Source organism: Burkholderia sp. EMB26 (assembly GCF_024730645.1).
Lineage (GTDB): Bacteria > Pseudomonadota > Gammaproteobacteria > Burkholderiales > Burkholderiaceae > Burkholderia > Burkholderia cenocepacia.
Genome location: NZ_CP078071.1, coordinates 1,083,999 through 1,096,059, shown reverse-complemented (window position 1 = coordinate 1,096,059; position 12,061 = coordinate 1,083,999). Strand labels below are relative to the sequence as shown.

General features: G+C 68.5%; 11 protein-coding genes. 9 read left to right on the top strand and 2 right to left on the bottom strand.

Going from position 1 to position 12,061, the window contains the following annotated elements; translation table 11 throughout:
• Nucleotides 1-116: 116 nt before the first annotated feature.
• From KU887_RS21800 to KU887_RS21790, 3 genes are all read left to right on the top strand, one after another.
• Nucleotides 117-701, top strand: coding sequence for a hypothetical protein (locus KU887_RS21800; protein WP_006496160.1), 585 nt, complete (start codon nt 117-119; stop codon nt 699-701).
• A 147-nt stretch (nt 702-848) separates the two neighbouring features.
• The gene (locus tag KU887_RS21795) at nt 849-2,246 is read left to right on the top strand and encodes a sigma-54 dependent transcriptional regulator (protein WP_112751274.1); all 1,398 of its coding nucleotides are present in this window, start codon (nt 849-851) and stop codon (nt 2,244-2,246) included.
• Nucleotides 2,247-2,376: 130 nt separating this feature from the next.
• Entirely contained in the window at nt 2,377-2,883 is a 507-nt protein-coding gene (locus tag KU887_RS21790) for a hypothetical protein (protein WP_062884851.1), read from the top strand.
• Between the two features lie 25 nt (nt 2,884-2,908).
• Here the strand turns inward: KU887_RS21790 and KU887_RS21785 are convergent, their stop codons facing one another.
• Nucleotides 2,909-3,400 (bottom strand): hypothetical protein, encoded by a 492-nt coding sequence (locus tag KU887_RS21785; RefSeq protein ID WP_011547320.1) that lies wholly within the window; start codon nt 3,398-3,400, stop codon nt 2,909-2,911.
• 375 nt (nt 3,401-3,775) lie between these two features.
• Here KU887_RS21785 and KU887_RS21780 point away from each other — a divergent pair, with 375 nt between their 5' ends.
• Entirely contained in the window at nt 3,776-4,453 is a 678-nt protein-coding gene (locus KU887_RS21780) for a response regulator transcription factor (protein WP_062885611.1), read from the top strand.
• A 20-nt stretch (nt 4,454-4,473) separates the two neighbouring features.
• Here KU887_RS21780 and KU887_RS21775 read toward each other — a convergent pair whose 3' ends face one another.
• Nucleotides 4,474-6,027, bottom strand: a complete 1,554-nt coding sequence (locus KU887_RS21775) for a methyl-accepting chemotaxis protein (protein ID WP_077189298.1) — start codon at nt 6,025-6,027, stop codon at nt 4,474-4,476.
• Between the two features lie 249 nt (nt 6,028-6,276).
• On the opposite strand from KU887_RS21775, the gene panE reads away from it, so the two are divergent.
• The 5 genes from panE to KU887_RS21750 all read left to right on the top strand — a co-directional run bounded on the left by panE (nt 6,277) and on the right by KU887_RS21750 (nt 12,061).
• Nucleotides 6,277-7,224, top strand: coding sequence for a 2-dehydropantoate 2-reductase (panE, locus tag KU887_RS21770; RefSeq protein ID WP_253566622.1), 948 nt, complete (start codon nt 6,277-6,279; stop codon nt 7,222-7,224).
• Between the two features lie 238 nt (nt 7,225-7,462).
• Nucleotides 7,463-8,422, top strand: a complete 960-nt coding sequence (locus KU887_RS21765) for an AraC family transcriptional regulator (protein ID WP_006485849.1) — start codon at nt 7,463-7,465, stop codon at nt 8,420-8,422.
• A gap of 120 nt (nt 8,423-8,542) precedes the next feature.
• Entirely contained in the window at nt 8,543-9,484 is a 942-nt protein-coding gene (locus tag KU887_RS21760) for a substrate-binding domain-containing protein (RefSeq protein ID WP_006485848.1), read from the top strand.
• Nucleotides 9,485-9,489: 5 nt separating this feature from the next.
• A complete protein-coding gene (locus tag KU887_RS21755) occupies nt 9,490-11,067 on the top strand; it encodes a sugar ABC transporter ATP-binding protein (protein ID WP_375167910.1) in 1,578 nt (525 codons plus the stop codon).
• Nucleotides 11,054-12,061, top strand: a complete 1,008-nt coding sequence (locus KU887_RS21750) for an ABC transporter permease (RefSeq protein ID WP_006485854.1) — start codon at nt 11,054-11,056, stop codon at nt 12,059-12,061. Before KU887_RS21755 ends, KU887_RS21750 begins: the two co-directional genes overlap by 14 nt.

The window sequence follows — 12,061 nt, the reverse complement described above, 5'->3', positions numbered from 1 at the left end:
GCACGGCAGGCGTTCGGCCCGATGCCCGACCGTCTTTTCCGGTTTGACGGGTGTTGTGCCCATCCCCGAGGTCAACACCTCTTTTTGCGTGACGAGGATGCAAGGAGGCCTCAATCATGAGGATCTTTTTGGTCGCTTTGTTGCTGGCCAGCGTGCAGGCCGCTGCGCAGTCGGTTTTCCAGAATCCCGCGGTCTTCGTCATCCTGAGCGAGCAGACCCTCGCGAACGCCGCGAGCGTCCAGCAGGCGCTGTCGACGCTCGGCCGTCCCGACAACACGGCATGCGCGCCGATGATGATGATCGGCGACCCGCAGATGGTCTACATGGTGCCGGAAGCCGGTCACGCGCCGTCGTGGCAATCGCCGGTGTACGGCCGCGGCGCGCCGTTCGACGCGCAGACCGGGCCGAAGTCGACCGGCAAGACGGTCGGCGCGATGCAGCACACCGAGGACATGCAGACGCAGCCGTGGAGCGACGGCAGCGCGATCACGCAGAAGATCGCGGGCGAGTCGAGCGTCACCGCGGCGGACCGGGTGAACGAATGGCGGCATACCGGGCTCGACAAGATCGAGACGGCCCGCGCGTCGGACGTGACGGTAAACGGCAAGACCTACCGCGCCTATCGCGACGATCTCAACGGATCGGCGAAACCCGTCATCGAGCCGCAGATCTACACGCAGCGCGTCGTGTTCTGCCGCTGACGCATCGGATGACGCGACATCGATTCGAGGACGGAGCGGCGCCGCGCCGCGGGACCACGGGCCCCGCCGCGCGCGATCGGGCAACGGCCGCTCCGACACACAACCTTATGCGGCGAGGCAATCGTGAACCATTGCTGTCAGCTCAGCATGTCGGGCGCGGAGGATGTCGAACGGGAGGTGAGCACGCTGCCGTTCCTCGCGGTCCGGCGCAATCATGTCGCGCCGTCGCGGCCGCTCGTCTACCTGTCGCAGCAGCACGATGCCGCGCTCGTCGACGTGCTCGCGGCGCGCGGCTGGGAAGTGTGGCGCGCCAAAACCGTCGCGGACGCGCTGAATCTCGTCAAGGCGAACCGTCCGCATGCGGGCATCGTCGATTTCGGCAGCTTCGCGTCGCCTGACGTCGCGTCGTTCGAGACGCTGCTGCGTGACCCGCGCGTCGGCTGGGTCGCGCTCGCCGACGGCGAGCGGCTGCGCAACATCACGATCGCGCGGCTGATCCGCCATTGCTGCTTCGACTACGTGCGCAATGCGGCGGCCTACACGACGATCGGCTATCTCGTCGGCCATGCATACGGGATGCTCGAGCTCGCGGACGGCGACCCGGCCGCGGAGGCCGCGCCGCCCGACGGCGCGATGATCGGCGCGTGCGGCGCGATGCGCCGGCTGTTCGCGACGATCCGCAAGGTCGCGAACACCGACGCGAGCGTGTTCATCGCCGGCGAATCCGGCACCGGCAAGGAGCTGACGGCGGCGGCGATCCACCGGCAGTCGTCGCGTGCCGATGCACCGTTCGTCGCCGTGAACTGCGCGGCCATCCCGACGACGCTGCTGCAGGCCGAACTGTTCGGCCACGAGCGCGGCGCGTTCACCGGCGCGCACCAGCGCAAGATCGGCCGCATCGAGGCCGCGCACGGCGGCACGCTGTTTCTCGACGAAATCGGCGACATGCCGTTCGAGAGCCAGGCGAGCCTGCTGCGGTTCCTGCAGGAAGGCAAGATCGAGCGGCTCGGCGGGCATGCGTCGATTCCGGTCGACGTGCGGATCGTGTCGGCGACCCACGTCGATCTCGAGGCCGCGATGCAGGCCGGGCGATTCCGCGCCGACCTGTATTACCGCCTGTGCGTGCTGCGGATCGACGAGCCGCCGCTGCGCATGCGCGGCCGCGACATCATGCTGCTCGCCGACGACGTGCTGCGGCGCTATCGCGACGACGGCTCGTACCGGATTCGCGGCTTCACGCCGTGCGCGATCGAGGCGATCCACAACTATCCGTGGCCCGGCAACGTGCGCGAGCTGATCAACCGGATCCGCTTCGCGGTCGTGATGACGAACGGCCCGCTGATCTCGGCCGCCGATCTCGAATTGCGTCCGTACACGTCGCTGCGGCCGCCGACGCTCGCGCAGGCGCGCCGGCAGGCCGAGCGGCACGCGATCGAGGAAACGCTGCTGCGTCACCGCCACCAGCATGCGGACGTCGCGGCGGAGCTCGGCATCTCGCGCGCGACGCTGTACCGTCTGATGATCGCGCACGGGCTGCACAGCTGACGCGCCATGGCGCGCGACCGCTCAAGACGTCGCGGCGGCGGCCGTTAAAACATGAAATGGCCCGGCCGGCACGCGCGCATCGAGGTGCGCGCGACCGGCACGCGGCGCATCACGTTCATCCGAGGTCATCGTGGCAGAGTGCAGTCACTGCGGCAGGACGTTCCTGCTCGGCGGGCAGTCGATCGACGGGCGCCGCTATTGCGGCCTGGCATGCGCGCACGCGCATCCGGTCGTCGTCGAGGCCGAACGGGTGCCCGACGCGAAGGTCCGGCAGTACGTCGACGACTGGCGCTACGGGCCATGCCCGATCTGCCTGCGAGAAGGGCGGCCGGTCGACGTTCACGCGTCGCATCGCGTCGTGTCGCTCCTGTTCGTCACGCGCTGGGCCACGCGGCGCCACGTGTGCTGCCGCCGCTGCGGGCGCAGGAAGCAGGCGCTCGCGCTGCTCGCATCGGCCACGCTCGGCTGGTGGGGGCTGCCGTGGGGCATCGTGCTGACGCCGATCCAGCTCGCGCGCAACCTGCTGGGCCTCGCCGCGCGCGACCCGGAGGTCGCGACGCAGCAGTTCGAGCAGCTCGTGCGGCGCAAGCTGGCCGCACGCCGGCTCGCGCGCGCGGAGCGCGGCGCCGGCGCCTGATCGCGCTTCGGCGCGCCGTGCGGGCTCAGGCAGGCCGATCGAAGCCCGAGGCGACCCAGCGTTCGGCGCTGGCCTTGTTGAGCTTGAACCCGGCCGACACCTTCGCGTCGGCCAGCAGCTCGCCATACGGATCGAATGCCTTGAGCTGTGCATACGGCTCGAACTCGTCCGGCACGATGTCGAGCGTCACCGACACATCCTGCCCGGCTTCGTCCTGCACCGTCACTTCCTTGTGCAGCAGCGCGCGCCGCTGCTGTTCGTGCCGCATCAGCACTTCGGTCGCGGTTTTCACGAGCGTGCGGAACGCGTTCGCGTCCATCGGCTTCGGGTTCTTCTTGTCGCGGCCCATGGTCCACGGCCCGACGAGCGCGGGCTCGGACTCGCCGTCCTTGACCATCTCGACGGCCCAGCCGTCGTCGTCTTCGTTCTTGATGATGCGGGCCGTCCAGCCGTTGTCGCGCCAGAGGCCGTCTTCGTGGATGGAGGTGTCGTCGGATTGCAGGTCGGAATCGGTCATGAGGAAAGCGGGCGGTACGGGCAAGCCGGCGAACGGGCGGGGCGCGCGGCCGGCAGCGGCGCGTCGCTCGCCGCCGGCGGGCCGGGGTGGCATGCAAACGCGCAATTTTACCTGCTGACCGGCCGCGCGGCGCGCGACCCTGGCCGTCGGGCCGATGCCGCTGCAATCGACCGCCGGCCGCCGGGCGTCGGACCGGTGCAAATATCAAACCCGTATTACGTCTGCGGCGGCCAATTCGTACGCCGTCCGATATCGCGTCCTTGCGTACGTTCATAGAATCGACGTTCAGGCTAAAAGTAGCCTGAACGTCCTTTCAACGCCCAACCGGCCGACGCCTTTCGCGTGGCGCGGCCGGTGAATTACCAGGAACTGCGCATGAGGAAATTCAATGTTCGCATCGTCGTCGCGTACGACTGGCCGTTGACGCTGGCCGGCATCGAGCAGATCGCAGGCAGCACCTGCGCGATCGAGCTCGTCGCGGTCTACCGGAGCGCGGCCGAACTGGTCGCGTCGCTCGGCGGCGTCGACTGCGACGTCGTGCTGGTCGACTATGCGATTCCCGGCGACGAGCAGATGGACGGCCTCGCGCTGTTCGACTGGCTGCGCCGCATGCGGCCGAACGTCGGGATCGTCGCGCTGGTCGCCAACGAGAATCCGCTGATCTTCCGCTCGATCCTGGGGATTGGCCACGTGAGCGTCGTCAGCAAGCTCGACGAGGTCGGCCACATCGTCACGGCGATCCATTCGAGTTACAGCGGCGGCGCCTATCTGTCGCCGTCCGTCCGGCGCGCGGTCGATGCGCTCGGCACGCGCGGCGACCCGCCCGTGAAGCTGTCGGCGCGCGAGATCGAGGTGATTCGACTGTACCTGTCGGGCGTGCCGATCAAGACGATCGCACAGCGCCTGAGCAAGGGCAAGCAGACGGTCAGCGCGCAGAAGATCAGCGCGATGAAGAAGCTCGGCGCGAACAACGACGTCGAGCTGATTCAGCGCGCGGCGGGGCTGGGGCTCGGGAGCGGGGAGGCCGCGCTGCGGGCGGGCAGCGCGGCGTGAGGGGCCCGGGCGGGGCGCCGTCAGGCCGGCAACGCGAACCGCGTCACCGCGTCGCGCAGCGCCTCGGCCTGATCGCGCAGCGAATGCGCGGCTGCCGCGGCCTGTTCGACGAGCGCCGCGTTCTGTTGCGTGACCTGGTCCATCTCGCCCACCGCGCGGTTGACCTGCTCGATCCCGGCGCTTTGCTCGCGGGACGCGTGGCTGATTTCGTCGAGGATTTCGTTCACGCGCCGCACCGACTGCACGATCTCGGCCATCGTCTCGCCTGCATGCGTGACGAGCGTCGCGCCGTGCTGGACCGTCTCGTTCGACGATACGATCAGCGACTTGATCTCCTTGGCCGCCGTCGCCGAGCGTTGCGCGAGCGAGCGCACTTCGGCCGCGACCACCGCGAAGCCGCGGCCCTGTTCGCCCGCGCGCGCCGCTTCGACGGCCGCGTTCAGCGCGAGGATGTTGGTCTGGAACGCGATCCCGTCGATCACGCCGATGATGTCGCCGATCTTGTGCGAGCGGTCGGTGATCTCGTTCATCGTGCGCACGACGTCGTCGACCACCGCGCTGCCGCGCGTCGCGACCTGCGCGGCCTGGCCGGCGAGCGACGCGGCCTGCGCGGCGCTGTCCGCGTTCTGCTTCACGTTCGCGGTCATTTCATCCATGCTCGATGCGGTCTGCACGAGCGCGGCCGCCTGTTCCTCGGTGCGCTGCGACAGGTCCGTGTTGCCGGAGGCGATCTCGCTCGCGCCGACGTTGATGTTCTCGGTGCCCATCCGGACACGCGACACCATGTCGATCAGCCCGCCCTGCATCGTATGCAGCGCATGCAGCAGGCTGCCGCGATCGTCGTGCTTCACGGTCACGCGCGCGGTCAGGTCGCCCTGCGCGATGCGCTGCGCGGCGTCGAGCGCCACTTCGAGCTCGCCGCCGAGGTTCGCGCGCACGCTTTTCAGCACCAGCACCATCACGGCGGTCGCGATTGCACCGAGCACGGCCGTCATCGCCAGCCAGCGGCCGACGCTCGCGAGCACCGCCGAGCGCACGTCGTTCATGTACATGCCGGTCACGAGATACCAGTCCCACGGCGCGAAGCGTTGCACGGCGCTGGTCTTGTCCTGCGGCTTGTCCGCGCCAGGCTTCGGCCACAGATATTCGACGAAACCCTTGCCGCCTTCCGCGTTGCCGGCCTTCACGATCTCGACGAACAGGTGCTGGCCGTTCGGATCGGTGAAATTCGACACGTCCTTGCCGTTGAGATCGGACTTGATCGGATGCATCACGATCACCGGCTTCGAATCGTTGATCGAGATATAGCCGTCTGCACCGTAGCGCATCGCGGCGATCGCCTCGAGCGCCTTCTGTTTCGCTTCGGCTTCCGGCAGCGCGTTCTGCTGCGACAGCTTGTAGTAGTGATCGGTCACGCTCGCGGCCTGCGCGACCAGCGACGCGAGCTGATCGCGGCGATCCGCGATCATCGAGGTACGGGTCTGCCATGCGCCCAGCCCGGCGATCACGAGCAGGCCGAGCCACAGGATGACGATCATCGAGGCGAGTTTCTGATTCAGGGAGAGAGTGCGCATGGTAGGAGGTCGGTCAGTCGTGGAAGCTCGCCGGGTCGGCGTGACGGGATAAGTCTCTTGACGGCGCGCCATGCGTGTCGCCGTAGACGGGAAATCCCTTAGAGGCGGCCATTTCCGCATGCCCAGGACGCAAGCGCGGGCATCTATGCATATGCATAACAGCGGCCGCTATACTGTCGGGCGATGGCGTGCGCGCCGCGCCCGCACGGGCGGCGGCGCGACGCCGAACCAAACCGAAAGGAGGCAACGATGCGGATTCTGGTGGTAGGGGCCGGCGCGGTCGGCGGATACTTCGGCGGCCGGCTGGCCGCGGCGGGGCGCGACGTGACGTTCCTGGTGCGCGACGGCCGCGCCGCGGCGCTCGCCCGCGATGGCTTGCTGATCCGCAGCCCGCGCGGCGACCTGACGCTTGCGAACGTGCAGACCGTGCGCGCGGGCGACGCGGGCGCGGGCGTCGCGCCGTTCGACCTCGTGCTGCTGAGCTGCAAGGCGTACAGCCTCGACGACGCGATTGCGTCGTTCGCGCCGTTCGTCGGGCCGCAGACGCTGATCCTGCCGATGCTCAACGGGATGCGCCACCTCGACGTGCTGCGCGAGCGCTTCGGCGCCGCGCAGGTGCTCGGCGGGTTGTGCGTGATCGCGGCGACGCTCGATCGCGAGCAGCGCATCGTGCACCTGAACGACACGCACGGCGTGTCGTTCGGCGAGCTGGCCGGCGGCGAATCGCCGCGCGTACGCGCGGTGGCCGACGTGCTCGGCGGCGCGGGCTTCGATGCCACGCTCAGCGACGACATCGCCGCGCGGATGTGGGAGAAGTGGGTGTTCCTCGCGACGCTCGCCGCGAGCACGTCGCTGTTTCGCGGGTCGATCGGCGACATTCTCGCCGCGCCGGACGGCCGCCGCCTGCTCGAAACGATGCTCGCGGAATGCAGCGCGATCGCCGAATACAACGGCCACCGGCCCGACCCGGCGGCCAGCGAGCGGATGCAGCGGATGGTGCTGACGCCGTCGCCGCTGACCGCGTCGATGCTGCGCGACGTCGAGAACCACGCGCGCGTCGAAGCCGATCACGTGATCGGCGACCTGCTCGCGCGGCGCGACCCGCAGTCGGCCGATACGCTGTCGCTGCTGCGGATCGCGTACAACCACCTGAAGACGTACGAGGTGCGCACGGCGCGCGAGCACGCGGCGGCGTAAGCCGGCGCGGGCGGCCGTCCGCGCCGTTCCGCGCTGCAACAAATTTGCCGTCTGGCACCGTTTATGGCCAGATTGCGCAAAAAAGTATCGGAAATCAGGCGTAAAGTTGGTGGAGCCGCGCGCTCGATCGACCTACATTGCTTCCCATGCGACCGGTCGCATCGCCGCGCGAGACACGCGGCGATGCGCGCACCGCCGAACAGGCCGGCCAGCGAACCATGGGAATGGAGACGCCAACATGATGCACCCCGATCTCGAAGTGGTCGAAGTGCGACGCGACGAGTCGTTCAAGGTCTGGTCGCATGGCTATCCGTATCGCACGATCCGCTGGCATTTCCATCCCGAATTCGAGCTGCACCTGATCGTCGCGACGCACGGCAAGTATTTCGTCGGCGATCACATCGGCTCGTTCGGCCCCGGCCATCTCGTGCTGCTCGGTCCGAACCTGCCGCACAACTGGGTCAGCGACATGGCCGAAGGCGAAACCGTCGAGCGCCGCAATCTCGTGATCCAGTTCGATCCGTCGTTCGTGCGCCGCTGCATGGACGCGTTCCCCGAATGCCGCGACGCGCAGGCGCTGCTCGACGATGCGCGGCGCGGGGTCGGCTTCGACGCGGCGACGAGCGCCGCGATCGCCCCGCTGTTCGATGCGTTGCTGACCGCGCGCGGGATGCGCCGCATCGCGCTGTTCATGACGATCCTCGAACGGCTGTGCGGCGCGGCCGAACGCACGCTGCTCGCGAGCCCCGCGTACGACCAGGCCGATGTCACGCCGACGCGGCTCAGTCATGCGCTGTCGTATATCGGCAAGAACCTCGCGTCCGAGCTGCGCGAATCCGATCTCGCGCAACTGACCGGGCAGAGCGTCAGCGCGTTCTCGCGCGCGTTCCATCGCCACACCGGCATGCCGTTCGTCCAGTACGTGAATCGTCTGCGGATCGAATCCGCGTGCCAGATGCTGCTCGCCGACGACGCGAGCATCACCGATATCTGCTTCCAGGCCGGCTTCAACAACGTGTCGAACTTCAACCGCCAGTTCCGCGCGGTGAAGGGGATGGCGCCGTCCGAATTCCGCGCGCTGCAGCGCCTGAACGCGCGCAGCCGCGAGCTGGCGCTGCATGCGGCGCCGACCGGCAATCCGCTGCCGCCGCGCGTGCTGACGCCCGGCGCCCCGGAGCTCGTGCCGCAGCCCGGATGATCGCCGGGCCGTTGCCCGCCTGAGTTTTCCTAACCGTTTCACCCCGCCGATCGCGCCGTTCACGTCGCGAGGGGCGCATTCACCCACGAAAAAGCTGCACACAATTCAGGAGACACCGTCATGACGCACGCATCGCCCGCTTCATCCCCCCGTCGCGCCGCCCGCCTGGCGGCCGTTGCCGCGCTCGCCGTCGCGGCCCTGTTGCCCGCCGCCGCGCATGCCGCGCCGCTGCGGATCGGCATGACGTTCCAGGAACTGAACAACCCGTATTTCGTGACGATGCAGAAGGCGCTGAACGACGCGGCCGCATCGATCGGCGCGCAGGTCGTCGTCACCGACGCGCATCACGACGTCAGCAAGCAGGTGAGCGACGTCGAGGACATGCTGCAGAAGAAGATCGACATCCTGCTCGTGAACCCGACCGATTCGACCGGCATCCAGTCGGCGATCACGCAGGCGAAGAAGGCCGGCGCGGTCGTCGTGGCGGTCGATGCGAACGCGAACGGCCCGGTCGATTCGTTCGTCGGCTCGAAGAATTACGACGCGGGCGTGATGTCGTGCGAATACCTCGCGAAGGCGATCGGCGGCAGCGGCGAGGTCGCGATCCTCGACGGCATTCCGGTCGTGCCGATTCTCGAGCGCGTGCGCGGCTGCAAGGCCGGGCTCGCGAAATTTCCGAACGTGAAGCTCGTCGACACGCAGAACGGCAAGCAGGAGCGTGCGACCGCGCTGTCGGTCACCGAGAACATGATCTCCGCGCATCCGAACCTGAAGGGCCTCTTCAGCGTGAACGACGGCGGCTCGATGGGCGCGCTCGCCGCGATCGAGGGCTCCGGCAAGGACATCAAGCTGACGAGCGTCGACGGCGCGCCCGAGGCGATCGCCGCGATCCAGAAGCCGAACTCGAAGTTCATCGAGACGACCGCGCAGTTTCCGGCCGACCAGGTGCGCATCGCGCTCGGCATCGCGATTGCGCGCAAGTGGGGCGCGACGGTGCCGAAGGCGATTCCCGTCGACGTGAAGGTCGTCGATCGCGGCAACGCGAAGGGTTTCAGCTGGTGAACGACGTGCGACGCGACGCGAAGGGCGGCGGCGCGGCCGACGCCCTTCGCACGGAGAAGCCGATGGACACGATACTCAGGCTCAGCCATATCACGAAAAGCTTTCCTGGCGTGAAGGCGCTGTCCGACATCGATCTGGAGATCGCGCGCGGCGAGATCCATGCGCTGCTCGGCGAGAACGGCGCGGGCAAGTCGACGCTGATGAAGATCCTGTGCGGCATCCACCAGCCGGATGCCGGCACGATCGAGATCGACGGCGCCGCGCGCCATTTCGCGGACTATCACGACGCGGTCGCGGCCGGCGTCGGCATCGTATTCCAGGAATTCAGCCTGATTCCGCACCTCGATGCCGTCGACAACCTGTTCCTCGGCCGCGAGCTGCGCAACCGCTGGGGCGCGCGCGACCGCAAGCGGATGCGCGCGGCGGCCGCGGCCATCTTCGCGCGCCTGGGCGTGGCGATCGATCTCGACGCGCCGATCCGCACGCTGTCGGTCGCGCAGCAGCAGTTCGTCGAGATCGGCAAGGCGCTGTCGCTCGACGCGCGCATCCTGATCCTCGACGAACCGACCGCCACGCTGACGCCGGCCGAGGCCGAACACCTGTTCGCGATCATGCGCGAGCTGAAGCGGCAGGGCGTCGCGATGATCTTCATCTCGCATCACCTCGACGAGATCTTCGCGGTGTGCGACCGCATCACGGTGCTGCGTGACGGCCAGTACGTCGCGACGACCGAGGTCGCGCGCACCGACGTCGAGCAACTGGTGCGGATGATGGTCGGCCGCCGGATCGAAAGCAGCTTTCCGCCGAAGCCGGCGCTTGCGGCCGACGCGCCGGCCGTGCTCGAGGTCGACGCGCTGCAGATCGAGCGCGACGGCCCGGTGAACCGCTTCGCGCTGCGGGCCGGCGAGATCCTCGGCTTTGCCGGCCTGGTCGGCTCGGGCCGCACGGAAACCGCGCTCGCGGTGATCGGCGCGACGCGTGCGCATCGCAAGGAGTTGCGCGTACGCGGCACGGCGGCGAAGCTCGCCGATCCGGCCGACGCGCTGCGCGCGGGCATCGGCATCCTGCCGGAAAGCCGCAAGACGGAAGGGCTCGTCACGTCGTTCTCGATTCGCGACAACATCTCGCTGAACAACCTCGGCAAGTACCGGTCGATGCGCTGGCTGATCGACCGGCGCGGCGAGGCGCGCACCACGCACGACGTGATGCGGCGCGTCGGCGTGAAGGCGCCGTCGATCCACACCGAGGTCGCGACGCTGTCCGGCGGCAACCAGCAGAAGGTCGTGATCGCGCGCTGGCTGAACCATCACACGTCGGTGCTGATCTTCGACGAGCCGACGCGCGGCATCGACGTCGGCGCGAAAGCCGAAATCTACGGGCTGATGCGCGAACTCACCGCGCGCGGCTACGCCATCATCATGATCTCGTCCGAGTTGCCGGAAATCGTCGGCATGTGCGATCGCGTCGCCGTGTTCCGGCAGGGCCGCATCGAGGCGACGCTCGCCGGCGACGAGATCGATCCCGACACGGTCATGACCTATGCCACGGCCGGCACGCGAGGAGCGATCCATGAACCTGCCTGACTCTTCTTCCACGCCTTCCACGACGCTCGCGGCCACGGCCGGCGACGCGCCGCCGCCGCGCGCGATGTGGGCGCAGCTGCGCCGCTCGACGCTGTTCTATCCGCTCGTCGGCCTGATCGTCGTGTGCATCGCGATGATGATCGCGAGCCCGAGCTTCCTGTCCGCCGCGAACCTCGAGAACGTGCTGCGCCAGGTGTCGATCAACGCGATCATCGCGGTTGGCATGACCTGCGTGATCCTGACGGGCGGGATCGACCTGTCGGTCGGCTCGGTGATGGCGCTGTCGGGCACGCTCGCGGCCGGGCTGATGGTCGCGGGCGTCAACGCGGTCGCCGCGCTGGCGATCGGCATCGCGGTCGGCCTCGGCTTCGGCTTCCTGAACGGCGTGTTCGTCGCGTTCGCGGGAATGCCGCCGATCATCGTCACGCTCGCGACGATGGGCATCGCGCGCGGCCTCGCGCTGATCTACACGGGCGGCTATCCGATCGACGGGCTGCCCGACTGGGTCGCGTTCTTCGGCAGCGGCAAGGTGCTCGGCATCCAGGCGCCGGTGCTGATCATGCTGGTGGTCTACGCGATCGCATGGCTGCTGCTCGACCGGATGCCGTTCGGCCGCTACGTGTATGCGATCGGCGGCAACGAGCAGGCGACGCGGCTCACCGGCGTGCGGGTCGCGCGCGTGAAACTGATCGTCTACACGCTGGCCGGCGTCACGTCGGCGCTCGCCGCGATCGTGCTGACCGGGCGCCTGATGAGCGGGCAGCCGAACGCGGGGGTGGGCTTCGAGCTCGACGCGATCGCGGCGGTCGTGATGGGCGGCACGTCGATCTCCGGCGGGCGCGGCGCGATCCTCGGCACGCTGGTCGGCGCGCTGCTGCTCGGCGTGCTCAACAACGGGCTCAACATGATCGGCGTGAACCCGTATGTGCAGAACGTGATCAAGGGCGGAATCATCCTGCTCGCGATCTACATCAGCCGCGAACGATCGCGGTAA

Coding starts and splice junctions, on each gene's coding strand:
- KU887_RS21785 (WP_011547320.1), bottom strand. CDS start 3,400: ATGACCGATTCCGACCTGCAATCCGACGACACCTCCATCCACGAAGAC.
- KU887_RS21775 (WP_077189298.1), bottom strand. CDS start 6,027: ATGCGCACTCTCTCCCTGAATCAGAAACTCGCCTCGATGATCGTCATC.
- KU887_RS21800 (WP_006496160.1), top strand. CDS start 117: ATGAGGATCTTTTTGGTCGCTTTGTTGCTGGCCAGCGTGCAGGCCGCT.
- KU887_RS21750 (WP_006485854.1), top strand. CDS start 11,054: ATGAACCTGCCTGACTCTTCTTCCACGCCTTCCACGACGCTCGCGGCC.
- panE (WP_253566622.1), top strand. CDS start 6,277: ATGCGGATTCTGGTGGTAGGGGCCGGCGCGGTCGGCGGATACTTCGGC.
- KU887_RS21765 (WP_006485849.1), top strand. CDS start 7,463: ATGATGCACCCCGATCTCGAAGTGGTCGAAGTGCGACGCGACGAGTCG.
- KU887_RS21795 (WP_112751274.1), top strand. CDS start 849: ATGTCGGGCGCGGAGGATGTCGAACGGGAGGTGAGCACGCTGCCGTTC.
- KU887_RS21780 (WP_062885611.1), top strand. CDS start 3,776: ATGAGGAAATTCAATGTTCGCATCGTCGTCGCGTACGACTGGCCGTTG.
- KU887_RS21760 (WP_006485848.1), top strand. CDS start 8,543: ATGACGCACGCATCGCCCGCTTCATCCCCCCGTCGCGCCGCCCGCCTG.